This is a genomic window from Mesorhizobium oxytropidicola, from assembly GCF_056174625.1.
Map to the genome: position 1 here is coordinate 455,019 of NZ_JBWBWK010000002.1, position 23,400 is coordinate 478,418.

A 23,400-nucleotide genomic window follows, 5' to 3' on the forward strand; every position below is an offset into this window, starting at 1 on the left:
GCATCCATGTTGACCATGAAAGCGAGTTCGTGATGGTGGTGCCGAGGGGGGCGGCAATGACGCCGGCCATGTTCGGGGCGATATTTGGGGGCGGCTAAGCCGCCTCCAACTCCATGACCTTCTGGGTTGCCTGGGCAATAAACCCCGAGCGGGTATATCCATGGGCTTCGGCAAAGGCATCGATCCGATTGAGGACATCTTCGGGAAGCGTGACATTGACACGCACTGCCTTCTTCGCCTCGGTCTTGACCGCCACCAAGATTGCAACACCGCGACGGTTCTCGGCGTCGGCCATGACATTCTCCAAGCTGGAGGGCTCTGGAATAGCCTCACCATCTTCCGCGAGCCCCTCGATATGAAAGGCCAGCGCCTCCTCGGCCATAGCGCGAGCATCATCTAGATCTGTACCGGCCGTGACGACGCCGGGGAAATCGGGAAAGGACACGCCGAAGTCGCTCTCGGCATCCTTATGGATCAGTCCGATATACTGCTTCATTGTCTCTACCTCAGTTTTAGACCGGATTGACGTTCAATGCTCCGCAAAGTTCCCAAAGGGATATCCCTTTTAGGATGCGGGACTGTGACTCGGCCCGGCTTCTTTTCATGTTTGAATTGTGCGTGACTGCCCTTTCGAGCGACTTCATACCAACCATCAGCCTCTAGGGCCTGGATCACTGCTGCACTTTTCATGTGTATAAATACACATCGATCGTGAAACATGCAACAAGAAAGTGGGCCGAGGGTTCTGGCCACCCCGGGTTTGAGATGTCCATGAGTAACGAGCCAGTCGCGGATGATCCGGCGGATGGGCTTCGGCGGCGCATTCGCTGGCGTTAAGATATTCCTCTACACCGCCTCATTTGAAGCTTTGACGGTGATGCGTAGAACACGGGCTCATCGGCCATGCAGGATGGCGACTAGCGTCACATCGGGACGGTTCGAAAGATTGGGAACAGCCATCTCCCATGCTTATGAAGCGAAGGCGAAAGGATTTACGGTGTACGGATTCAATCCGTACTATATTATCGGGCCAAAGGAGATACCTATGCCCCGCAATGTCAGTGACAATGGCCGAATCGATTTCCGGATTCCGCCAGAAGCAAAAGCCGTGATCGCACGTGCAGCGGCCTTGTCGAATGTCGGTCTAACCGAGTTTGTCACGCGCTCAGCGCTGCGTGACGCCCAGGCCGCGATCGAACGCGCCGAACATCTCGCGCTGTCAGAACGCGACAGCCTGCGCGTCCTCGACCTGCTCGAGAATCCGCCGGCGCCTACCGACCGTCTTATCCGTGCCGCCAAGGCCGGTCAGACCCTCGCGTGAGTTCCGTCATGTGGCAGGAAGTGCCGATCAGTAAACAGCACGATCGTGCCGCCTTCAACTGTGGCGACGCGGACCTCAATACCTATCTACAGCGCTTCGCGCGTCAAAACCAAGAAAGCGGCGGCGCAAAAACGTTCGTCGCCGTGACGGCGGAAGATTCTTCGCACATCCTCGGGTTCTATTCCCTGAGTCCCGCCTCGATGGACTATGCCCGCACACCAACGGTCGCCAGGCGTGGCCTCGGCCGCAACAACGCGCCGGTCTACCGTCTCGTTCGCCTCGCAGTGGATCGTAAGATACAAGGCCGCGGGCTCGGTGGCGGTTTGCTACTCGCCGCAGGGAGACGCTGCATAGCAGTCGCGCAGGAAGTCGGCGGCGTCGCCCTGCTTATCGACGCCAAAGGCGACCAGGCCGCACGCTGGTATGAGGGCCTCGGTGCTGTCCGTCTCGATGACGCGCCGCTATCCCTGGTCCTGCCTTTCGCCGCGATCGCCAAGGCGATAGCCGCGATATGAACGCAGCAGCAAATCGTCTGCCATGCATGTCCCAGCGCTCGCTTCGGTCAAGAAGCCCATGGCAGTGTTGGCACCAATGTGGATGAGCTGCGCAGTGGCGACGGCCGTTGACAACGGCGGACCTCGCGTCGACGATAAGGAAATTTAGTCATCCCCAAACTGCTCCTGCAAGGTGGCGAGCGCCGATAAAGCTTCCTCGAGTTTCGGCGCTATGGACGCGGTGCGAGCTGATGCCGCCATTACATCGAAGTCGTCTCGTTGGGTACGCTCGCTAGCGGCCAGCAGGTCACGAATATTGCAGTTCTCGTCTTGCGGGGCGTTGGGCTCCTCGCCGAGCGCCAAAACCTTTCGGGATTGCTTAACAGGGATCTTTTTCGCGACGATTGGTGGCGTGGGAAGGAAAGCAGGCTCGGCCGGAGACTTAACGCTGCCGCGAGCATATTCGTTCTTCGGTGCAGCTTCAGGCGGTGTTTTTTCGGCGTTGCGTTGGAGCTGCGGAGGCTGAGCCTCGTCTTCGGCCGCCTCCAGGCTCGGCGCCGGGCTGATGGCACCGTTGAGAACCTCATCCTGCCATTTACGCAGCGTGGGCAAGCTGGGCGGATGTGCCTTAGCTGTTTGGTAAAGCCGCCGATATGGCTGATCCTGATAGTGCCGGATCTTGGTAAGCTGAAAGGAGCGCGAGTTCTTGACCATCAGGATCGAGGTCCGCGCGGACATCTCGCGCAACTCGAGTGGACTGCACAGCGGTCGCGGGGTGTAGTGTGGGGCCCAGAGGCGCGGCGCGAAGATCCCCTGCCCCGGTCGCATCACCGGCGTCTTGTAGACCTGCGTCGTCTCGCCCAGCATCTCAGATACGAATTCCGAGGTCTCCAGATCGTTGATCTGGATGAAGAGCTTGATCTGCGAACCGGAGACGGTGGTGATGCGCTTGTTCTTGCCATAGAGCTCGTCGAGCTGGGCAATGTCTTGCATAACGATCGCCATGCGAAAACCATATCCCGCGCTGATCGTGATCTTCGAGATCAAGGAATCCATGCGGCCGACGTGGTAGAATTCGTCGAGCATGAGCAGCACCTGATGCGGCTCGTCCTCGCCCGGGATTTTCACCATCATCAAGTCGTGGATTTGCTGGAACAGGATGCGGATCAGCGGTCGGAAGATCGACAACTCGGCGATGGTGCAGCCGATGAAGATCGTCATCCGATGGCGCCTGAGCTCGCGGATGTCGAAATCAGATGTCTCCGTAGCGGCCGAGATCAGACCGTTGTTCCACAGCGACATTGCCATGTTGACGTTGAAGACCGCCGAATTCCTGGTTTCCGGCTCCAGGGCGATATATTGGTTGAAGCTATCGACGACCCATGTCGGCAGGTGCAGGCGCTCGGTCTTCACGATGGCGCGCAGCACGGAGGAGATATCCTTACCCGTCGTCGTCATGCGCGCAACGCTACGCATGTGCTGCGCGCCAGCGATAAGCGGCGAGGAGAGCACGTAGCCGATCAGCGCAGAGAGCAGCAGGCGTCCGGCACCCGCCCAAGTATCGTCCGCCTTCTCCGGGATGACGAAGGAGGCGACGACCAGACAGTCGGTCGCCATCCGCTCGTCGCGCCGCACGAAGTCGAGTGGATTGTAGCGATGTGTGTCGTTCGAGCCAGGCGAAAACATAAAGACCTTGTTGCCCATTGCGCGACGATGGTTCGCGAGCGCCTCAAAATTCTCCCGCTTCGGGTCGAAGAACACGGCCGAGCCTTGCCAGAGATAGCCATTCGGCAGAACGAAGCCCGTGCCCTTGCCCGAGCGCGACGGACCGACGACGAGAATATGAGCGGGCTCGTCGGAGCGGATCGTGGCCCCAGCGAGCTTGCCGAGGATGATCCCTTGCTTTGCTGTCAGGCCCTGTTTCGCCGCTTCCAGCACGGTGCCGAAACGGGCCTCGCCATAGGGCATCTGCCGGCGATTGACAGTCGCGAAAAGCCAGACGGCGAGCCCCAGCACCACGACGCTGCCGACGGCGATGCCGGCGCGGATCAACGCCTCGACCTGCGTCAGCGGAAAGAAGACGCGCGCGTAAAAATGCTTCCAGGCGATCAGGAAGACGCTCGCGGTGCGATCATTGTTCTGCATGCGCAAAAGTGCCCAGCGGGTTGCGCCCTCGCTCGGGAAGCGGGCCGGTGCCCAGCGCGACGCTACGACGATTTCATAAGCCAGGCTCCACAGGAGCCAGAACCCGATGAGCGCCAGAAGGGCAACGCCGATCCTAAAGGCGACGACGCGTGCCATGGACGGCCTTCCTCTCACCCCTGCCTTCGCGCCACTCCGCCATGCGCGCGAAGTAGATGGCCGAGGTGCCGCGCCATCCGCCTATCTTTTGCTGCTGAATGACGATCGGCAGCACCGATTTGATATAGCTGACTATTTCCTCGCGCCTGAGGCCGAGGCTGGCCTGCATGACCATCAGGGCAAGCTGTTCAAACGCGCCGGCCGGGTTGTCGGCATGGACGGTGGTGATGCTGCCGGGATGGCCGGTGTTAATGGCACGCAGGAACGAATAAGCCTCGGCGCCGCGGATCTCGCCGAGGAAGATGCGGTCCGGTCTCAAGCGCATTGAGGCCTGCAGCAGTGTCTCCACGGTGACGCGGGCCTCGCCCTGGTCGCCCTTCGAGGCAACGAGCGGCAGAAAGTTCTTCTGGATCGGTTTAACCTCGCGCGTGTCCTCGATGGTGATGATGCGCTCGTCGACCGGCACCTCCTTCAGGATCGCGTTGAGAAACGTCGTCTTGCCCGAGCTCGTGCCGCCAGAAAGCAGGATCGAATAGTGGTTGACGACAGCGAGGCGGATGAAATCCTCGATGCGGCCTGCGTCGAGATGCGCGCATAGGGCCCGGTCGACCTCGGACAACGCGCCGTCAGTCGTGGTCACAACCTTGTCGAAGGAGCCGAGCTTGCGGTAGTCGACGAGGCGCATTTCTTTGATGACCTGCTTGCGAATGGCGAAGGCCCCTCCCCCGGGGGTCGCCGGCGGCATCACGCCTTGGAACCGCTCGCCTGTGGGAAGTGCTGCCGACAGAAGCGGGTGTTCTTCGTTGATGCTCTGGCCGGAGAACCCCGCGACGCGCTCGGCCAGATGCCGGATCGCCGTTTCGGTCATTTCCGGAACGTCATGACGCTCCATGGCGGATTGGCCGAAGCGCTCCACCCAGACCGCGCCCGGTCCGTTGACACAGATCTCGACCACCTGATCGTCGTCAAGCCAGGGCCGGATGGGGCCGAGCGCCCTATCGAGAAAGATCGTCTGGTTTCGAGCCGGAACGTTCACGTTTGAGCTCCTGAAGCGCTTCCTTCACCGGATCGGGATAGAGTGCGGAGAAATCGAGGTCGCGCCTGACGAAGACGATGATCCGCGTTCCCTGGTCGAGGTAGATTGTCGGGGGGATGTTGATAGAGTTTTTCAGCGCCTCCTGCGCGATGTTGGTGAGGGTCTGCGAGACATTCTGCGCGGCGATTTGGCGGGCCTGGAGCGCCTGCTGGTTCTGATTGGCGCCGGTTTGCGTCGTCGTGACCAGACCGGTCACCGGATCAGTGGTGGTGATCGTCGTGCCGCCGGCGTTGCCGGTGTTTTGGCCAAGGCCGCTCAGGAACTGGGAGAAACCGCCGACGACCGAGAGCATGATCGCCGAACCAAACCGCTCGACATAATGGTTGTCGAGAAATCCGGCATTGCCGGCGCGGCCGAGATCGTCGGTGCCGGTCGATCCGAGCTGCACGGACACCCCATCCGATCGCAGCATCCGCGTCCAGACGATGAAGACGCGGGTCTGGCCCTGGGTGATGCCGGATTTGTATTCGCCGACGAGATGACTGCCGGCTGGAATCAGGATCCGCCGGCCGTCGAAGGACCAGACATTCTCGGTGGTCACCGCGCGCACCATGCCAGGAAGGTCGCTTTGCACCGCGGTCTCGAGGACGCCGCGGATGAGGGTCCCCTGCGCCACGAGTGCGTCGATGCGGTCGTTCTTGATTGCTTTCGCCACTTCGACACCCGCGTTCGCTACGGAGGCCAGGAACCGCCGGTTCGGGTCGTCCTCCTGCTGCCCCGCGCCGTCGCGCGCGCTGTCGCCCGGATTTGCTGTCCCGTCGCTCGCAGCAGCATTGTCGGCGATCACCTGCGGCGCGCGCAGCCGTTCCCATTTGCGCCGCTCCGCCTCCTGGCGCTGACGCTCGAGTTCGGCGAGGCGACGGGCTTCGTCATCGTTTGGTGGCGCCTCGACCAGCGGCGGCTCGGGAGGTGGCGGTGCCGGTAGGGCGATTGGTGGCGCGACCGGCGGCGGAGGCACAGTCGGTTCCGGGGCGGCCGGGGCCGCCGGAACAACAATTGTGCCCTGGTTGGTCCGCGTCTGCGGCGCTGCGAGCGACGGCGCGGGAAACTGTGTCGTGGTGAACTCCTCCTTGTCCGGCGACGTCATGTTCTTCGGCGTTCGCTGGAGCGACCCATAGATCAGCCAGCCGGCGATCACGAGCGCGCCGACCGGCACGGCGAATTTCAAGATCCGGCCAAAGCCGGTCGAACCGCGCGCGACCGTCGTGGCGGCTGCGGCATCGAGCTCAAGCGAGCGATAGTCCTGCGGGCTCGGCATGGCGCCTCAGCCTCCCGTCGCGGGCGACGGCATTCCGACGCGCTGGGGAGCATAGGGCTCCAATCCGTTCGGCTCATGCACATTGGTGAGCCGCCGGTTGAAGATGCAGGTCGCAACGCTCCCGTTGCGTAGGGTCCATTGCCGGCTGACCTTGTCGACGACGACATAGGGACCCTCGGTCCGGAAATTTGCCAGGCTCTCGTTGCGACCGCTGTCGACGATGTAGATCGCCGGCGTCTCGCCCTCGAAGCGGAACCACGTCTTGGTGCCGTCGTCGAAGACGGCGATCGGCTTGTTTGCCGACGAGCCCTTGTAACCGTAGTCGCTGTTGGCATTGGCGATGTTGAGGGCCTTGAGGTTCGGGTTCGCCGCTCGTTCCTTAGCAGTCGCCAGGAGCTGCGCACTCGCCTCGTCCTCGGGGTAACGGAAGCGCACGACAAAGATCTGTGTCGCCGGTGGGCGGGTATTTGATCGCAGCAGGAAGGAATAGATGCGCTTGTCGGTCACGACATTGAGGTTCGACAGCGCCTCCTTCTCGATCGGTTTGACGAAAATGATGTCGCCCTTGTGGTTGGGTTCGACCTTCCAGGCGGTCGAGTCGCCCAGCGCCAGCGTCTCGATCTTCTCATCGCCCTGCAACTCGATCATGGTCGAAGTGCCGAAAGTGGCGTCGATCGCGGTGACATTGTCCTTGTTGTAGACGACATCGCGGACGCGACTGTCGACGCGCCCGGGCTTCGGGATAGCCTCCGAGACGGCCGGTCCGACCCCGAGCCAAAGGATCAAACCGACGACGGTGCTGTGCGGGACAAACCGATTCATTGCTGCGTCCCCATGGTTCCCGGGGACGGCGCTGTTTCCTGGTCGCGTCGGTACTCCAACGCTTGAAAACCGAGAGGATTGTCGAAGCGCCATTCATTGCGCATCGGCGCCGAGGTGTAGCGGAATCGCACAAGCGAGACCCAGTTCGCTGTGACGATGTTGGTGGCGGACTTGGTGTCGGTCGAGAAGCGTACCAATGCCGTCCGGTTGTTCGGGAAGGTTACCGATTTGATTGATACGGACACCACCGTGTTCGTGCCATTGATCTTGATCGGGTTCTGCGGGTTGGCGGGGGAATAGATCTCTGTCAGCTCGCGGGCGGCGTCGCCCGCGGCCAGCAGTTGCGCAAGGTCGAAATTGTCCTTGAGCGCCTTGGGGTCGTACGTCTCGCGCGCCTTGACGTAGCGTACCACATTGAAGGTGGTGACGGCCTCGTCCTGCGTCAGCGGCCCTTCCGCCATCGGCCGCTTGACCTCGACGAAGCCCGTCGCCTTGTCGACGACGACCATGTAGGGCTCATAGGTCTTGAGCGGCACGAGCAGCGCCAACGTTGCGAGCGAACCGACCGCGACCACGGTCATCACCGCCGCGACGATCCAGGCGAGCGCTCGTGAATTGCGATTGCGACGCGCGATGTCCTGCTCCCAGGTCATCCCTTCCGAATAATAGCGCGGGTCGACGCGTCGCTCCGCTATGGCTGCACTTGCCTGCGTCATGATGATGAAGATGTCCTGTTGTCACGGGCCGTTGGCGTCACGGCGGGATTGCTGATCTGGGCTGCAAGGCGCCGGAACTCCGGTGTCTCGGCCCAAGCGGCGGCCCTGAGGCCAACGCGTGCCCGCTGTCTCGCGGCGAGCTCCTCGCGCCGTGAGACCGAGGCCGGATTGAAAGGATTGCGGAACGCCAGCCGGCCGCGGTTCGCAACAAGCGCGGCCCGGGCGCCGGTGACGCTGGCGTAGAACCGACCTATCCGCGGTGAGCCTATCGGCACGCCACCTGCGATCGCTGCCGCCACATTGTTGATCTGCGCGAGCAGGAGAATGCCGATGATGGCAAGCAGCACGACCGGGCCAATCGTTGCCCAGGTCGGGCTCTTGGTGTTGGCGACGCCGTTTAGCGTGTCGATCGTCTGCTGGATGAGCGAGACGTAGAAGGCGAGGAACGCATAGACGAGGACCTGCACCAGAAAATACTGAACCAATGCGCTGAGCCAGCCCGAGAAGAAGCGTGTTGTGACGCCGAACAGCAGGAGGATGATGAAGATCGGCGCTAAGGCGAGCAGCAGCCACATGAACATCTTCGACAGCATGATGAGGAACAGCGCAAAGCCGATCAGCACCGCCATCACGACGTAAAAGACGGCGGCAAAGATATAAGGTCCCCAATTGGTGATGCCGGCGTTCTGGAGGAAGGCCTCTGTCGCATTGTTCGTCGTGTCCCACATGTTCTGAAGCGCGTTCTGAACACCGTTTACGGAGGTAAGGTTCACCGCGGTGCCGGTGTTGTTGGCTGTGGTGACAGCGCTCAAGAGCGCATTGCCAATTGCGGAAGGCCCGTCGTTCATCAGGTTATAGACGAGCGTCTGGAAATCGTTCCAACTCGTCGCAAGGGCATAGATGGTGAAGGCCCGCAACAACCGAAAGGCATGATCGGCCGGCCCGCCGCTCGCCGTTCCCTGCCAGATGCCGACACCCCAGAAGATGACGTAGAGGGTGAGAAGCAGCCCGGCGACGCCCGTGCCACCGCCCGATGTCGCCGCGTTCGCGAGCGCCCGATAAGCCGTCGAGACGTAGTTTTGCCCGAGCTGATCGACCGATTGGAGCAACGTGGTGATGCTGAACGACCCCATCCGCGCGCTCAGATCGGTTTCATCGGGCCGCAGCTGTCGGGCAACCGCAGCGGTGGCGGGAGCGCCGGCGCGGCGACCGGGTCGCCATATGCGAGCGGCGCGCCACTTTCATCCGAGGAGCACGGCGCCTTCAGAGGCTTATAAGCGCAGCCTAAGAGAGCTGCCGCCAGCGTGAGTGTGAGGGTCAAACCGATCGCAGCCTTCACTTTTTTGGCTCTTTCGGCTGGCTGAACGTCATGGCGCGCGAGGCGGCTTTCGCCGCATCATCCTGCGAGACCGGCCCGGCCGCCATCGACGATGGGTTCGGCTGCTCGCGCGGCCTCCACACCGCCAGATATATAGTTTCGGCGATAAGGATTCCGGCAACGAGGAAGCCAATGGCTTGTTTTGACACATGTCCTCCGGTCGTTCTCTTGGAATTCAGGGTCGGGGAAATCAGGGTCGGGCTTTACTGCGTGAACTTCATCGCCCGCGCCGCGGCGGATTCGGCGGCGATACGGTCGAGGTTGGCCTGGTTGGCTGCCGCGGCGGCGTTGTTCACGACGCCATTCAGTTCATTGATCGTCTGGCCCGTCTGAACCTGGACCTGGGTGTTCTGGTCAACGCTGCCCTTGAGATCGGGGGCCTGGCCGATTTGCTGGCCACCTTGTGTGAAGGCCGCCGACCTCGTTTGCACTGCGGTCTGCGTCGACGTGATCAGCCCGGAGAGCGTCGCGGCAACATTGACGGAATTCTGGTAAGCCGTGTCGACCGGATGGGTCTGGCCTGCGGTGAGACCAGTGATGGTCTTTACCAGCTGCAGCCCATTGATCAGCGTCGAGACGATGTTCTGGGACCCCGGGCTCATCCCTGCAAACGATAGAGCACCGCCGGAGATGACTGAGCCGAGCGAGGGCGCCTGCGCCATCGAGAAACCGCCACCGAGCGCCATTTGGGCAAGGCTGCCCTGGGCGACGGAAGCGCGATCGCCGGTGACGGCCTGCAGTGTCTTTTGGGTGAATTGGAGGATCTGCTGATCTGCGGCGAGGATCTGCCGCGTGCTGGTCGCGATCTCCTGCGCCTTAGCAAGATTGGTATTGTCGATGACGGGCACTTGCGCACGGGCCTCGGCACAAATGAGACCGAAGATTGCGGTGAGGACAAAGGCGAACGAGCGGGATATCGACATGGCGGGGTCCTAGCGTGCGTTTGCTTGCATGGCCGCGAGAGCGGCATTGACGTCGGTGGCGGAGAGAGCGCTCGGGGCGGGAGTGGCCGATTGGGCCGCGTCCTGGTTGCGTGCCAGGAAGAAGGCAACGTTGCCGGTGCTATCGGTGGCGCGTGCAGAGACGCAGGCCGGGTCGGGCGGGGTCCCGGGCGGTGTGGTCGAGCAGGATGCCGGCTGACGGCAGGGGTCGGCTGCGGTACCCGATCCGGCCATTCCGGCTGGGCACAGGAGCCCGCTGACCGGCATCGATGTCCCTGGGCTCGAGCGCATGCCAATAGCTGCCCGGCTCATGTCGCTGGTTTGCGCGAGATTGGGCGCATTCAGCGCTGTCACCCAGAGATTGGCCGAGCCGATGGCGCTGTTCCAGGCGAGGTTGTTTTGCAGGCGCGCGGCGCTGTTCATGTCAAACGCGCCCATCACTGTTGGCGCCGTGCCGACCTGTTGACCTGCCGCCTGGAACATGGTTCGCGCGGCGCTGAGCGACTGACCGCTGGCATCAAGACCGGCGACCACATCGCCGCTCGATTTGAACAGCGACTGGCTGTTCAAGGCCGCGCCTCGCGCCGTCGCGTCGGGCGTTGCTGGCATATCCGGCGCATAGCCCTGGATCGCCTTGGCACCGGCGCCCATCTGCGGCTGTAGGGTTGGGTCGCTGACATTGGCCTTCTTGCCGGTGGTCATGGCGCATTTGACGCCGCTGTTGGCGTCCTGGCGCTGCGTCGTGATCGGCACGAGATTTACCGTCGCGCTCGCGGTCTGCGAGTGTTCGGTAAGCTGCGCGGCATCGATGGTCGGAATATCCGCGCAAGCCGGCGCGGTGAAACTGCAGGTGGTTATAAGAGCGAAGGCGGCGAAAACTGCTTTCATCGCGTGGTCCTTCCCAGGAAGATCGGCAGCCAGACGGCTGGATCATCGCCGACGCGCGCCCGCAGCGCCTCGAGCTCGGCCACGGTCTCCGTGCGTCCCGATAGAACCTTGATCAGGTCCGGCATGCCGGCGAGATTGAGCTTGGCGATGACGCTGTCGCGTCCGTGCTTGATCAGGAAGGATCGGCTTTCCGGAACCGTGCCGCGAATCCAGGCCACCTCCCGCTCCGATAGGCGGAATGCGCGCGCGTAGCTCTCATCATCGGCCTTTGGATTGGGAAAGAACACGTTGGTGGCGGTCTGTTCGATCAAGGTGCTCGCCGAGCTCGAGCGCACGATGTCGGCGGCCGACTGCGTACCAAAGCCAATGATACCATTCTGCTTACGGATCGTCTTGAGCTTGTCTTTGATGAAGAAGGCGAAGACGGGGTCGTCGAGCAGGCGCCATCCCTCGTCGAGAAAGATCATCACCGGGTCCCCGGTAAGAAGCTCTTGCGTGCGATGGAAGATGTACAGGAGCGCGGCGGTGCGTATGACCGGGTCGTCGAGCACCCGCGTCATGTCGAAACCGAAAATGCTCGAGAGCGAGAACTGATCCGTCTCGTTGTTGAAGAGCCAGCCGCGCTGGTCCGGTCGCATCCAGCTTTCCAGGCGCGCCAGCAGATCTCCCTCGCCCGCTCGGATGCGGCCGCGGAGCAATGTTGAGAATGCTTGCAATGTCCGACCGTCCGGACCGGCACTGAGTGCTGCCGCAATCGCGTTGCGGATGACTTGCTCCTCGGAGGCCGTGAGGTCGCCGCCATTCGCCGGCCGCAGCATGAAACCGAAGAGCTGGAACAGGAACTCCCGGTTCGGCGCTGTGTAGGGCATGGAGAGCGGATTGAACCCGGTCGGTTCTCCAGGCACCAGGACCTCGTATTGCCCACCCATGGCACGGATGAAGATCTCCGCTCCGCGATCCTTGTCGACAAAGAGAAGTTTGGGACGCGGCGTGACGCGCTGTGACTGCGCCGAGATGAAAGACAGGAACACGGTCTTGCCGCTGCCCGAAGGGCCGACAACCGTGAAGTTGCCGAGGTCGCGGACGTGATGGTTGTAGTAGTAGGCGGTCTGCGACGTCGTCTCGAACACGGAGATCGCCGGGCCCCAGTGATTGTTGTCGGGACGGCCGCTCGGATAGTTATGCAGAGAAACAAAACCGGCAAAATTCTTTGAGGAAATCACCGCCTTGCGGGCGATGTAGGCAAAGTTGCCGGGCAGCTGCGACCAGAACGCGGGTTCGCAGTTGAGATCCTCGCGCGTCCAGATCACGGAGCGGTCGGTGAGCGCTGCGCCAACGGCCGTGACAGTCGCGTCGACCTCGGACATGCTGCGTCCAAGGCACATCACCGTCATATGATGTTCGCCATAGATCGCCTCGGAGGCCAGGAGCTCGTCGCGGGCGTCGTCCAGGTGCTCGGCGACGATTGAACCCGCCTCGTCCGACATGTCGACCTGGCGGGCGACGCGGTCCACCTGTTTGGCCGCCTCGGGGCGATCGATGATAGCAAAACTTTGGCTGGCGATGAATTCGTGCGGGACGCGCAAGAGATTGTCGAAGGATCCGGGCCCGGTCTGCGCGGGATATTCACGAATTGAGATCATGGCGCCAAACCGCGTGTCGTGCGCGCCGGCGCCGCGGATCTCGATGGCGTTCTTGCCGAAGAAGACCCGTTTCATCGACAGCGCGTCGCTCAGCGCCATGCGCGGCAGCAGCATCGGGCGAGGCAGGCCGCCGTTGACGATTTGCACGAGGAATTCCAATGGTTCCGAATGCCAGACGCCATCGCGCGAGACCACGCCAAGCTGACGGGCGCCGTAGGCGGCGAGGTTCTCCCGCACGGCGGTCGCGGCGTCGCGCAGTTCGGTCAAAGCCGTCTGCGCGGCGACAGTTTGGCCGGTCGCATCAGTTCGGCCGAGGAGTTTCGTCAACAAGGCGTCGAAGGTGCCGGCCTGGCCCTGGAGCGGCCTGCGGACGATCGTCAGATAAATGTCGTTGACGAACATCCGCCGCTGCGACAACGCCGCGTCGTAGCGTTCGTCGATCTCGCGGCAGAGCGCATTGTCGAAGGTGGACGCGATCCGCGGTTTGACCTCGCGCCGGATGATGTGGCCGACCAGGGCGAAGCGGGAATTCGCGAGCGTGCGGACAATGTCGTTACGGGCCAGAAGGCGAGCGTTGATCTCCGACATGTCAGCGGTCTCGAAGGAATAGCCTTCGAGCTTGAGCACCGTCAGGACCAGGCCATCGCGTGTCTTGAGAACGTGATCGTCCACGTGGCGGGTAAACGGGATGTGCGACGCGACCGGGCGCTCGCGCCGCGATACCGCGCCAAAGGTCAATTCATCAAGCAGCGCCCGCGCGACCATGCTGCCTCCTCATGCCGAATAGCTATCGGCGCCCCAGAAGGCGCGCGAACGTGGAGGACATCTGGTCGACTTGACGAAGAGGATTTCGAAGATCCGATCATCCCTCAGCGTCATCACATAGCCGAAGAGATGCAGCGGGATCGCAACCAGCAGCATCATGAGATCGTGCGAGAGGAGAAAGCAGACGGACGAGGCGACGCCGTTGAACATGAAATACATGTAAGGCACGCCCATAAGCGTCGGCGCGCGCGTCAAGGCCTTGACGAGCGGCGTGATCAGCGGTTCCTCGAGCTGGCGTTCGTCCATTGGATTTTCCTCACTGCCCGACGGCGGACTGGAAGAAGTCGACGATCTGGGCCGAGCCGAAGACGAGCACGATACCGAAGATCACGCTGCCGGCGATGCCCCAGGTGAGGCGGCCCGACCAGGCGAAGAAGCCGCAAGCAATCACGGCCAGGGTCGCCAGCGCAGTGGCTATCGGTCCGGTCAGCGCGGAGACGAGCTGCGTCAGCGTCGATTGAACCGGCTGCAATGTGCCGCCCGATTGGGCGACCGCCTGATTGGCCAGGACCAGGAGAAGTGCGCCGGCTGGGAGAGCTCGCTGGCGCAGCGTGTGTCGTAGTCGCATAAGTAGCTCCTTCATTGGACGTGCATCACGAAACCGTCGCTCCATTCGGAGGCGGCGGGTTGCTCGGCCTCCGCCGCAACCGGAGGCGCGAAATTTCTGGCTGGTTCGATCATGTCGGGTGTGCTTGCCGGGCTTTTGCGCGCGGGCGGGCGGGTGCTGCCTGCCGGATCGGGCCAGGCATAGAAATCGTTCATGACGTCGGCGACGAAGCGCACCGTCTCCGGATAGGGCGGTACGCCACGGCTTTTCTCAACTGCGTCCTCGCCTGCGTTGTAGGCGGCCAAAATGAACAATGGATTCCGGTAGCGCTCATGCAGCGCACGCAGAAAGCGGACGCCGCCGCGCACATTGGCTTCAGGATCGCAAAGGTCGACCTTGAACCGGCGCGCCGTGTCCGACGTCAACTGCATCAGGCCGTAGGCGCCCTTTTGCGACAGCGCCGTCGAAACGTCACGGCTTTCGACCTTGGCGACCGATTGGACAAATTCTGGAGAGAAGGCTTCCTCGTTGGCGACCCGCAGCACAAGCGCCTTCGCCGCATCGATCGGCATCGCCACCGTGTCTTGACATGGGGACTGCGGCGCACCCGTGGCAGACTGCCCAACGACCTCGACCGGACGATCCAGCGGTGCGATGGGTTTGACGCGACCGTCGGCGTCCACGATCACGGTCATCGGCACCGTGGGTGAAGTGACGGTAACGGTCTGCGCCAGGGCAGAAACAGCGCTGGCCAATAGCGCACCCCCAACACACATGCTTCTGCGCCGCATTTCGCCTCCGGCATCGATTCACTATGGACAATATAATAGATATTGTTATGTTGGCAACAGCGAAACGAAAATTGAGCAAACTTGTTATGAGAGCCTTCATGCAGGGAATCGGGGTTCACTTTGCGACCATCGCGGCGGGGCTCGTTTGCCTCGTCCCACCTCAGGCACGAGCCCAAGACGCCTCTTTCGGCTGCAAGGTCCTGCTGTGTGCCGCCGCCAGTGCGCCGAGTTGGTCGGGAATTCCCTACTGCGTCCCTGTCATGCATGAACTCTTCCGCAGTCTTGCCCATGGCGGCTCCTGGCCAACTTGCCCGGAAGGCAACGCCGGTGGCCTTGGCCACGAGCCCTACTATCCCTGCCCGGCCGGCATGACGGCGATGCGATCGGGATTAGATGGCAATGCCGGCTTGATTGCCTCGCCCAACGGCAACCTCTGCGCCGACACGAAGAAACCGAGCAACCTCTGCACATGGGGACGTGACAGCTCCTGCCAGGCGACTTATCCGACAATTCCCCGCCAGCCGCGCAGCGATCCCGACTACGTCGACATATCTACCGGCAACGGCGTGCAGCGCTTCTATTTTTCGTTGAGGGGGTATTGATGCGCGGCGCGGCGGCGGCGCTTCTGACGGGTATAGCCATGGCTACGCCGGCGATGGCTCAGCCGACGGCAAAGGGTTGGTTTCCGGTGCCGCCGACCGCCGTCTACCAGACTGGCGACAGCTGGACCGATGGCGAGACCACCTTTCGCCTGTACGGCGTGCAATCCTGCCTACGTGGCACGAGTTTCACCAATGCCCACGGTCTGATTCGCGATTGCGGTGAAGCCTCGCTCGCCATGCTCATCGCTCTCACCCGGGATCTGCGGCCGCAGTGCTACGACGCGGCGGAGACGCCGCAGATGAAGACGATATTCGTCTTCTGTGTCGCGACGCGCGCGACCGGCGCGGGTGTTGGATCACGCATCGATCTCGGCACCGCGCTGATCTCGACCGGCTATGCCTTCGCGGCATTCAATCCGCAGGGACAGCCGGTGCACGCGCCCTACTTCGTGGCGCAACTTGTTGCCGAGCGAGCCAAGGCTGGCCTCTGGGCCTTTGCCGATCTGCCGGATCCGAACGTGATTATTCTGCGCGCCCTCAGATCCCCGACCTCGTCCTCAACATCGCAATCCCCTGCGGCAACAACCAGCCCGCCCCCGCGGTAACATCGACCTCGATCCCACCAAGGAGACCTGCTTTGAGAACGACCAACCTGTTCATCCTGCGCGGCCGCGTCGGCCAGGCGCCGAAGGCCTTCGGCAAAGCCGCGAAAATCAATGTGGCAACCGATCGGGCGTGGACCGACAGCAAGGGCAAGCGCCAGGAAGAGACCGATTGGGTCACGGTGACGCTGCTCAACGAAAAGGTCGCGGAGTGGGCGCTGGCCAATGTCGGCAAAGGCGACGCGGTCTACGCCGAATGCCGTATTGCCGACGGCTCTTACAAAAAGGATGGCGAGACCGTCTACACGACGGACATCATCGCCAACGCCTTCCACAAGCTCGATCTAGGCCATCGCGATGACGCAGAGATTTGATGTTGGCGCACGCATGACGTTGCTCGTTATGGCGATCGCGGTGTCCCCACAGGCGAGCGCCCAGTCGCCCTCGATCGGTTCGCCGGGCCTGTATCGCCCAAACCAGGCTCTCCAATCGCCACCGTTGCGGGTCGAGGTGCTCGCCGGCACGCGGTTCCGCGATATCGAGACGAGGGCGATCTATCGCCTCATTGGCATCGATACCTGTGCCCCTGATCAGACCGCACTGCTCGGCCGCCAGCCGTGGCCCTGCGGAACCATGGCAGCGGCTTGGCTGGTAAGGGCTACTTTGAACAAATGGGTTGCCTGCAACATCCTGCGCGAGGAGAACGGGGAGCATCTGGCCCGCTGCGCTGCTGCCGATCACGCCGATATCGGCGCCGACATGGTGCGCGACGGGGTCGCCGTCACGTCGCCGCCGACGAACCGCGATCCAGCAATCCGCGCCTACGCTTCAGCAGAGCAGGAAGCGCGAAAAGCCTACCGCGGATTGTGGTCGAGCACATTCCAGATGCCATGGGAGTTTCGCGCCAGTCCCGAGCGCCACGCCATAGCGGCAGTCAGCCGACGGGGCGCGCCGTGATGTCCCCGTCGGCTTTCCTCCCTTTCTGGATAGCACTCGTCCTGGCGGGGTGCGCCCAACCCGTCGCGACGCCCGTCACCGACGCGACGCTGCTGCCGGCGTCGGATCCTTTGTATCGACCTGAATGGATTCAGCCCGGGCGGCTCGAATACGCCCCGGATCGTTCGACCTTCGCGCCGGTTCTGACGGAGCGCTTTGCCTATCCGACACAGCCGCAAGCCAACGACGCCTATCGTCGGCTCGTCGTCCTGACGCCAGGCGCCTCGCGCCCCTATCCCGCCTCGATATGGCTCTTCGGCTGCAAGCCTGGCGCTCTCGACGCACAGACAGCGCGCGTGACACGCTATCGCGGTCCAGTCGTCCACTGTGCCACGGATTTTCTCGACCCATCGGGGCGACGTGTCAGTCGCGAGACAGTGAACTTCTACTATTACCGCTCGGCCTGGAACATGCAGCCGGTCTACCCGCCGGTCACCGCCGTTCCCTGGCGAACTGGAGAGCACTCGCCCAAGGACAGGTGGTGGTGGGTGCCCGGCCGAAGCCGCTACGAATAGCAACGAAGCGATCAAGCCGGATGCTGCATGATGGCAGGCAACCGAGAATATATTATATTAGATGTCAAAATGACAACATATGAAACTCGTCCGAGGACCTTCGACCGCTTTGCCGTGACGATCGTCGCCGCTGCGCTGGTCTCGCTTGCGTCAACATCATCAAGTAGCGCCCAGGAGCGAACGTCCGACCCCTCCGCCTGGCGCAACGTTTCCTATGCAGACATGCAACGGCCATCCGCCGATACCGCAACCTATGCTGATATCTGGAAGGATGCGATCGAAGCCAACAACCGCGCCTATGTCGCTCGCGGCGATACGCGATTTGCGGGCGCCAATGCGCCGGCGGTCGAGGCGCATTTTGTCATCTGGAGCACCAAACGGTCCGTGGTCTTTAGTGTCCTCGATACCGCGACGGGTTGCACACCCAAGGGCGTGCCTGCCGCCGGCGTGGCCGTAAAGCTCTGCCCGCTGCGCATCGCGATCTACGATGGTCTGCTGGTCCGCACGCTGGATGGCGGGCGCGCCTGCTTCCTTGAGATCGAGCCGAAGGTGGTAGGCGGCAATCCCGTCGGTTCGGGCTCTTACGTCTCCTATGACATCAAGACCAAGACGCTGAAGACCGGCACGATCGTCGCCCATCAAGCTGTCGAGGGCTGCTCGCTCACGCTCGCGCTCCCGCCTCTGTGAACTTGGCCATGGTTCATTTCTCTCTCACCCTACCTTCAGGAGTGTCGTATGACCCGCCCCCCCATCATCGAACTTGCCCTGGCATGCGCGGTCGCACTCATGCCCACCGCGCCGGCCAAGGCCGCCGGTGCCACGTTCGCCTACAAGATCTCCTACCGAAACATCGCCAAGGATCCTGACGGCATTTGGGCCGGGCCCGCTTTGTCGCCGTCACCGACCGGGACCGTCACCATCCATGAATACACGTTGAAGTCAGCACAAGGCGACTGGCTGATATCCCAAATCTGGAACGCTGATTGTGGCTCGGCGACCTGTCCGACACGGCTGGTTCGGACATCAGCCGATGGGAAGAAGACCGTCGTGGTCGACGACATGATGCATCAGGTGATCCCGCCGGATGATCCGCGTTTTGCGGCTTTACCGAAATCGGAGGCGCAGGCGGCCTTCGCAAAGGCTCCCTTTCATCTGAGTGCGGACGGCAAGGAGCTTTTGAACGGCGATTTGAGGTTCGAGATAGGCGGAGAAAAGCCATGAGCACGCGAACCGCTCTCCGGCAAATCCTGTTCGACGCCGGCCTCATTCTCTCGCTGTCGGCCGCGGCCGCCTTCGCCGGGCAATCGGCCGCGAGCCTCATCGACGCGGGGATGCCAGCGAATTGCGCGAAGTTCGCCGCCAGGGTCTCCGGCAGCGAGGGCAATTTCGGAACGACCAACCAATACGGCTGCCTCGGCGCCTTCCAGTTCTGCCCCGGTACGTTCGAACGCTACTACAGCGGTAGCGCACAGAGCTTTCTGGACAATCCATCGGCGCAGACAGCGGCGTGGACGAAATACGAACAGGATTCCTGGGCTCAGGCGCAGAAGAATGGCCTCGTCTCCCTCGTCGGCCAGCAGGTTTGTGCGGGCGGCCAATGCGCAACGATTGACCAATCGGCGATCCTGATGGCCTGCCAATTCGGCTGCGGCGCCAAGGGCAAGCTTGCCAACTATGCGGCGGGCGGCGACTGTAATGCCCGCAATGTCAAAGACGGCAATGGCGTCAGCGTCTGTTCCTATCTGGTCCGAGGCTCGGGTTACGATGTGTCCTGTTTTACCGGTCAACAACTGTGCGCTCAACCGCAGATCGGTCCTGGCGACTTCCCGACCTCGACGGGTATCGCGGCCTATGCGCCGACCCCCGCCAGCGCGTCGATCGTCGTCGCGCCGAGCGATGTCTGACAACGAGTTGAGGTAATTTTCGTCAGTTCGACTCGGATTCATCGCGCAGGATGAATTCCGAGAACGCTGCAAGCTGCTCTTCCACCGGTGCGCAGAGGTCGCCGCCGCGATAGTGGGCATGGACCAGAGCCCAGAAGACGACTTCGTCAGAAAGTCCGGCAAACAGGGCCTTTAACAGAAGGCGGCCCATGATCGTCACCGCCCGCGGGGGATCGTAACGGGATCTAAGTTCGCCGGCGAGGGTTTTCGTATCGGCAATTCGGATCAAAGCCAGTTCTCCTCTTGCACTATTCTTGGGTTACGCTGCCGCCGGCAGCGGTGCACCCTGGCCGAGGTCGTTCTCTCGAAGCAGTCCTCATGGATCGCACGGATGCCGCCTCTCCTACATTCTCCGGGTGTCAAAATCAGGCTCGCCCAAGCTAAGAGCGACGACATCCCGTCCGGCTTTCCGTAGCGAAACGGCGCGGCTGTCAGGGTATCAGTTTCGGAAGGCCGAACCTGGGAAAGGCGCCTTGAAACAAACATCTCGGCAATTTCTGTATATTGTTCAGCGCAGGAAGCACTTTTCGTCCCCCTTGACCTTGTCCATTTTCTGTAGCCGGAAGATCTCCTCGACCGAAACGATGTCCTTATGGACGTTCTGCACCCCGCCATCGGCAATGATCCGTCGGAAGGCATCCTGCATTGCGGTGGTTGCGGCGCGGATCCCGTAGTTGCCATAGACCGTCATTTGGATGTTGGCGAGCGCGCGGATCCGAGTCCCGTCGAGTTCCGGATAGGCGTTGGGCACGATCACAAGCGGGACGATGCCCTTCCAGGCGCGGGAAAAGCTTTCGATCTCTGCCGGGTCCTTTTTCTTAGAATGGATCAGGATCATATCGGCACCTGCCTCGACATAGGCCATGCCGCGCTTCAGGGCCTCCGCCTCGTCCAACCCGGCAATCAGGGCTTCCGTGCGGGCTATGACGAGGAAATCTGGGTCGCTGCGGGTGGAGACCGCAGCTTCGATCTTGCCCTGGAATTCCTCAATACGCAGAAGTTCTTGGCGCCCAGTGGCGGCAAGGCTGGTGACTTTGGGGAAAGTCTTGTCCTCGATCACGACGGCAGCCGTGCCCGCCTTTTCATATTCGCGGATGGCATGGATGACGTTCACGGCATTGCCGTAGCCCGTATCGATATCGGCGACGATCGGCAGCGAGGACTGACCGGCGATCGCCCGCAGCATGTCGAGATGCTGGGTCATGGTGATCAGGCTCATATCGGCAAGACCGTAAAGCGCCGAAAGCTCGAAGCCGGAAGCCCAGAGGCCATCGAAGCCGGCCTCTTCGGCCAAGATGGCCGACAGAGGACTGTGAGCGGCCATGATGTGAACAAGGCCGCGTTCGGCCATGCGGTCACGCAGTTGCTTTGCTTTGCTCATAGATACTCTCACTTTCTGACAGGGCTTCGCAGGCTGCAAGAATGCGGTCGCAGGCATGCTGGAGATCCTCGATCGACGCGGCGTAGGAAATGCGGATATAGGGCGAGGCCATGAAGCCGCTGCCCGGCACAACGGCGACGCCGAAATGCTCCAGAAGATACATGGCGAAAGCCATGTCGGTCTCGATCACCTTGCCCTGAGGACTTGTCTTGCCGATCACACCGGCGCAATTGACGAATACATAGAAGGCGCCATCCGGGGTCCGGCATTTGAGGCCTTGGGCCTCGTTGATCTTCTCGACGACGAGATCGCGGCGCTTGCGGAAGCTGGAGACGAAATCGTCGATGTAGTCCTGGTTGCCACCGATCGCTTCGATCGCTGCATATTGCGAGATCGAGCTGGTGTGGGACGACGTCTGCCCCTGGATCGTATTCATCGCCTTGATCAGATCCTTCGGCCCGGCGCCGTAGCCGAGGCGCCATCCGGTCATGGCGCTGGACTTGGAAACGCCGTTGACGGTCAGCGTCCGGCCGATGAGGTCTGGCGCGGCTTCGGCCATCGTCGCGAAACGCACGCCATAAACGAGTTTTTCGTAGATATCGTCTGCGAGCACATGAACTTGAGGATGGCGGCGCAGAACGACGGCGAGCGCCGCAAGCTCGGCCTTGGAATAGACCGCACCGGTCGGATTGTTGGGTGAATTCAGCATCAGCCACTTGGTGCGCGGCGTCATCGCCGCCTCCAGATCTTGCGGCTTCAGCTTGAAGCCGAAACGTTCGTGGCAGGCGACGAGAACCAACTCGCCGCCGGCAAGCCGCACCATGTCCGGATAGGACACCCAGCAGGGTGTCGGGATGATGACCTCATCGCCCGGATCGAGACTGGCGAAGAGCGCATTGAAGACCACCTGTTTGGCGCCGCAGCCGATGGTGATCGCGTCGATGTCGTAGTCGAGGCTGTTGTCGTGCAGCAGCTTCTGACGGATTACCTCACGTAGCGGCTTTACGCCGGCGACAGGCGTGTAGCGTGTCTTGCCCTCACGAATGGCAGCTATTCCAGCTCTTTGCACCACGTCGGGCGTATCAAAATCCGGTTCGCCCTGGCTGAGCGCAATGACATCAATGCCCTTCTCGCGCAAAGCGGCGGCAGCGGCAGTCATAGCCTTGGTTTGAGAGGGACGGACGGCTTGTAGTCTTTTGGCGATGAGTGACATACCACTCTCCTCGAAATTCCGGGTTTATCCCAGAACTAGCCAAAGTAACTGCAACTCGCCAATTACGGCATCGCGTAAAACGAGGATAATGATCGCATTTACAGATGGCATCAGAAGCGCGCGACCTATTTGGCTGGGACGTCTTCCTCCGTCATCTTCCGGCAAAGTCGGGTCAGCCAACGGCAAAAGGCGCGGGCGACATCCGGCTTGTCGCTGCGATCGATTGCATAGGCACGGTACTGCATGCCGCTTGGCGCGCGTGACCCGGCAAGCACTTCCAGAAGGCCCTGCCTGATCAGCTCCGCAACCACGATATGCGGCGTCACCAGCAGGCTCTGCCCGGTCGTTACCGCCGGCAGTGCGAGATAGTGCTGATCGTAACGGGCGCCTGAGGTGATATCGGATGTCTTCAGGTTCATTCCGCGCAGCCAGGTGGGCAGAATGTCGGGCCGGGACGTCACCGTAATAATCGGGGTGCTCCGCAAGGCCTTGAGGCCGCGGCCAGCGACACAATCCGGCGCCCCGACACAGACGAGTTGCTCGTCATAGACGTCCCAGCGGTCAGCCGGCTCGGTCAACATCAAATCTCGAGTCAACAGTACGTCGAAGCTGTCGGTCGAAGCGGGTGCAGACAAGGTGCTGATGACGTCGACCGTGACGCCGCCCATTTCTTTCGAGAATTCGCGTAGATTGGGGATGAGGACCGTATAGGCGAAGGTGGAAAGCGACGTCCGCACGACGAGACGATTGGCGTCCTTCCTGTCGCTGCGACGCATCCGCTTTGCGGTGAAAAGGATCGTATCGAGCGGCTCGGCGACGGCATCGGCGAACAGTCGCCCGAAGTCCGTCAACTGGCTCTGTCGGCCGAACCGTTCGAGCAGCTTTGCCCCGAAGTATTCCTCAAGCACCGCAAGATGGCGGCTCACCGAGCTCTGGGTGATGCCCAGCGTTTTCGAGGCGCGGGTGACGCTGTTGTCGCGTGCGACCTGCACGAAAGCCCGAACAGCATTGAGCGAAAGATTTTTGCTATCTGCCATGGCCGGTTTAGTCGCCTTTCTGTGATTCATCCAAAAGAGCGCGTTTGTTATCGCATTATTCGATGATTGTCATGCTTTTGTAGCATATGA

At 61.8% G+C, this 23,400-nt stretch carries 29 protein-coding genes; 10 read left to right on the forward strand and 19 right to left on the reverse strand.

All coding sequences use genetic code 11. The features are described 5' to 3' along the window. Positions 1-94: 94 nt before the first annotated feature. Both AC0V8S_RS37655 and AC0V8S_RS37660 read right to left on the reverse strand, forming a co-directional pair. Positions 95-496, reverse strand: a complete 402-nt coding sequence (locus tag AC0V8S_RS37655; protein WP_183455109.1) for a type II toxin-antitoxin system HicB family antitoxin — start codon at positions 494-496, stop codon at positions 95-97. 5 nt (positions 497-501) lie between these two features. Further along, positions 502-690, reverse strand: coding sequence for a type II toxin-antitoxin system HicA family toxin (locus AC0V8S_RS37660; protein WP_183455110.1), 189 nt, complete (start codon positions 688-690; stop codon positions 502-504). 355 nt (positions 691-1,045) lie between these two features. On the opposite strand from AC0V8S_RS37660, the gene AC0V8S_RS37665 reads away from it, so the two are divergent. Continuing rightward, positions 1,046-1,321: a type II toxin-antitoxin system TacA family antitoxin gene (locus tag AC0V8S_RS37665; RefSeq protein ID WP_183455111.1), complete on the forward strand. Its 276-nt coding sequence runs from the start codon at positions 1,046-1,048 to the stop codon at positions 1,319-1,321. Between the two features lie 8 nt (positions 1,322-1,329). Beyond that, positions 1,330-1,836, forward strand: a complete 507-nt coding sequence (locus tag AC0V8S_RS37670; protein ID WP_475438808.1) for a GNAT family N-acetyltransferase — start codon at positions 1,330-1,332, stop codon at positions 1,834-1,836. A gap of 144 nt (positions 1,837-1,980) precedes the next feature. Here AC0V8S_RS37670 and AC0V8S_RS37675 read toward each other — a convergent pair whose 3' ends face one another. The 13 genes from AC0V8S_RS37675 to AC0V8S_RS37735 all read right to left on the reverse strand — a co-directional run bounded on the left by AC0V8S_RS37675 (position 1,981) and on the right by AC0V8S_RS37735 (position 14,985). Further along, entirely contained in the window at positions 1,981-4,116 is a 2,136-nt protein-coding gene (locus tag AC0V8S_RS37675; protein WP_183465706.1) for a type IV secretory system conjugative DNA transfer family protein, read from the reverse strand. Continuing rightward, positions 4,094-5,152 (reverse strand): P-type DNA transfer ATPase VirB11, encoded by a 1,059-nt coding sequence (gene virB11, locus AC0V8S_RS37680; protein ID WP_475438809.1) that lies wholly within the window; start codon positions 5,150-5,152, stop codon positions 4,094-4,096. The genes AC0V8S_RS37675 and virB11 overlap by 23 nt, the downstream gene beginning before the upstream one ends. Further along, positions 5,112-6,470: a type IV secretion system protein VirB10 gene (gene virB10, locus AC0V8S_RS37685; protein WP_475438810.1), complete on the reverse strand. Its 1,359-nt coding sequence runs from the start codon at positions 6,468-6,470 to the stop codon at positions 5,112-5,114. The genes virB11 and virB10 overlap by 41 nt, the downstream gene beginning before the upstream one ends. 6 nt (positions 6,471-6,476) lie before the next feature. Next, complete coding sequence (gene virB9 / locus AC0V8S_RS37690; protein ID WP_475438811.1) at positions 6,477-7,292, reverse strand: P-type conjugative transfer protein VirB9; 816 nt, start codon at positions 7,290-7,292, stop codon at positions 6,477-6,479. Next, a complete protein-coding gene (locus AC0V8S_RS37695) occupies positions 7,289-8,008 on the reverse strand; it encodes a VirB8 family type IV secretion system protein (RefSeq protein WP_475438812.1) in 720 nt (239 codons plus the stop codon). The genes virB9 and AC0V8S_RS37695 overlap by 4 nt, the downstream gene beginning before the upstream one ends. Continuing rightward, positions 8,005-9,141 (reverse strand): TrbL/VirB6 family protein, encoded by a 1,137-nt coding sequence (locus AC0V8S_RS37700; RefSeq protein ID WP_475438813.1) that lies wholly within the window; start codon positions 9,139-9,141, stop codon positions 8,005-8,007. The genes AC0V8S_RS37695 and AC0V8S_RS37700 overlap by 4 nt, the downstream gene beginning before the upstream one ends. Positions 9,142-9,343: 202 nt before the next feature. Beyond that, positions 9,344-9,535: a hypothetical protein gene (locus AC0V8S_RS37705; RefSeq protein ID WP_183455118.1), complete on the reverse strand. Its 192-nt coding sequence runs from the start codon at positions 9,533-9,535 to the stop codon at positions 9,344-9,346. A 54-nt stretch (positions 9,536-9,589) separates the two neighbouring features. Beyond that, complete coding sequence (locus AC0V8S_RS37710) at positions 9,590-10,234, reverse strand: type IV secretion system protein (RefSeq protein WP_475438814.1); 645 nt, start codon at positions 10,232-10,234, stop codon at positions 9,590-9,592. A gap of 84 nt (positions 10,235-10,318) precedes the next feature. After that, positions 10,319-11,215 carry a hypothetical protein gene (locus AC0V8S_RS37715; protein WP_475438815.1) on the reverse strand — a complete coding sequence of 299 codons (897 nt, stop codon included), beginning with the start codon at positions 11,213-11,215 and terminating at the stop codon, positions 10,319-10,321. After that, positions 11,212-13,623, reverse strand: coding sequence for a VirB4 family type IV secretion/conjugal transfer ATPase (locus tag AC0V8S_RS37720; protein ID WP_475438816.1), 2,412 nt, complete (start codon positions 13,621-13,623; stop codon positions 11,212-11,214). The genes AC0V8S_RS37715 and AC0V8S_RS37720 overlap by 4 nt, the downstream gene beginning before the upstream one ends. Before the next feature lie 9 nt (positions 13,624-13,632). Then, the gene (locus AC0V8S_RS37725) at positions 13,633-13,929 is read right to left on the reverse strand and encodes a VirB3 family type IV secretion system protein (protein ID WP_183455121.1); all 297 of its coding nucleotides are present in this window, start codon (positions 13,927-13,929) and stop codon (positions 13,633-13,635) included. Between the two features lie 10 nt (positions 13,930-13,939). Then, the gene (locus AC0V8S_RS37730) at positions 13,940-14,251 is read right to left on the reverse strand and encodes a TrbC/VirB2 family type IV secretion system protein (RefSeq protein ID WP_258598984.1); all 312 of its coding nucleotides are present in this window, start codon (positions 14,249-14,251) and stop codon (positions 13,940-13,942) included. An 11-nt stretch (positions 14,252-14,262) separates the two neighbouring features. Then, a complete protein-coding gene (locus AC0V8S_RS37735; protein ID WP_475438817.1) occupies positions 14,263-14,985 on the reverse strand; it encodes a lytic transglycosylase domain-containing protein in 723 nt (240 codons plus the stop codon). Positions 14,986-15,092: 107 nt separating this feature from the next. Here AC0V8S_RS37735 and AC0V8S_RS37740 point away from each other — a divergent pair, with 107 nt between their 5' ends. From AC0V8S_RS37740 to AC0V8S_RS37775, 8 genes are read left to right on the forward strand one after another with little or no spacing between them, the layout of a single operon-like run. Beyond that, a complete protein-coding gene (locus AC0V8S_RS37740; protein ID WP_475438818.1) occupies positions 15,093-15,623 on the forward strand; it encodes a hypothetical protein in 531 nt (176 codons plus the stop codon). Further along, a complete protein-coding gene (locus AC0V8S_RS37745; protein ID WP_475438819.1) occupies positions 15,623-16,228 on the forward strand; it encodes a thermonuclease family protein in 606 nt (201 codons plus the stop codon). The genes AC0V8S_RS37740 and AC0V8S_RS37745 overlap by 1 nt, the downstream gene beginning before the upstream one ends. A 32-nt stretch (positions 16,229-16,260) precedes the next feature. Then, positions 16,261-16,599, forward strand: a complete 339-nt coding sequence (locus tag AC0V8S_RS37750; protein ID WP_183465919.1) for a single-stranded DNA-binding protein — start codon at positions 16,261-16,263, stop codon at positions 16,597-16,599. A 28-nt stretch (positions 16,600-16,627) separates the two neighbouring features. Further along, positions 16,628-17,182 (forward strand): thermonuclease family protein, encoded by a 555-nt coding sequence (locus AC0V8S_RS37755; protein ID WP_475438820.1) that lies wholly within the window; start codon positions 16,628-16,630, stop codon positions 17,180-17,182. Further along, positions 17,182-17,736 carry a hypothetical protein gene (locus tag AC0V8S_RS37760; RefSeq protein ID WP_475438821.1) on the forward strand — a complete coding sequence of 185 codons (555 nt, stop codon included), beginning with the start codon at positions 17,182-17,184 and terminating at the stop codon, positions 17,734-17,736. Before AC0V8S_RS37755 ends, AC0V8S_RS37760 begins: the two co-directional genes overlap by 1 nt. A gap of 27 nt (positions 17,737-17,763) precedes the next feature. Beyond that, on the forward strand, positions 17,764-18,423 hold the full coding sequence (locus AC0V8S_RS37765) for a hypothetical protein (protein ID WP_475438822.1): 660 nt from the start codon (positions 17,764-17,766) through the stop codon (positions 18,421-18,423). 48 nt (positions 18,424-18,471) lie between these two features. Then, positions 18,472-18,957 (forward strand): hypothetical protein, encoded by a 486-nt coding sequence (locus tag AC0V8S_RS37770; RefSeq protein WP_475438823.1) that lies wholly within the window; start codon positions 18,472-18,474, stop codon positions 18,955-18,957. Further along, positions 18,954-19,640 carry an acyltransferase gene (locus tag AC0V8S_RS37775; RefSeq protein WP_183465696.1) on the forward strand — a complete coding sequence of 229 codons (687 nt, stop codon included), beginning with the start codon at positions 18,954-18,956 and terminating at the stop codon, positions 19,638-19,640. Before AC0V8S_RS37770 ends, AC0V8S_RS37775 begins: the two co-directional genes overlap by 4 nt. Before the next feature lie 22 nt (positions 19,641-19,662). On the opposite strand, the gene AC0V8S_RS37780 is transcribed toward AC0V8S_RS37775, so the two are convergent. The 4 genes from AC0V8S_RS37780 to AC0V8S_RS37795 all read right to left on the reverse strand — a co-directional run bounded on the left by AC0V8S_RS37780 (position 19,663) and on the right by AC0V8S_RS37795 (position 23,310). Then, positions 19,663-19,908, reverse strand: coding sequence for a hypothetical protein (locus tag AC0V8S_RS37780; protein WP_183455128.1), 246 nt, complete (start codon positions 19,906-19,908; stop codon positions 19,663-19,665). 279 nt (positions 19,909-20,187) lie between these two features. After that, the gene (locus tag AC0V8S_RS37785; protein WP_183465695.1) at positions 20,188-21,060 is read right to left on the reverse strand and encodes an isocitrate lyase/phosphoenolpyruvate mutase family protein; all 873 of its coding nucleotides are present in this window, start codon (positions 21,058-21,060) and stop codon (positions 20,188-20,190) included. Further along, positions 21,035-22,273, reverse strand: a complete 1,239-nt coding sequence (locus tag AC0V8S_RS37790) for a pyridoxal phosphate-dependent aminotransferase (protein WP_475438824.1) — start codon at positions 22,271-22,273, stop codon at positions 21,035-21,037. Before AC0V8S_RS37790 ends, AC0V8S_RS37785 begins: the two co-directional genes overlap by 26 nt. Positions 22,274-22,398: 125 nt before the next feature. Continuing rightward, positions 22,399-23,310: a LysR family transcriptional regulator gene (locus AC0V8S_RS37795; protein ID WP_475438825.1), complete on the reverse strand. Its 912-nt coding sequence runs from the start codon at positions 23,308-23,310 to the stop codon at positions 22,399-22,401. Between the last annotated feature and the right edge of the window lie 90 nt (positions 23,311-23,400).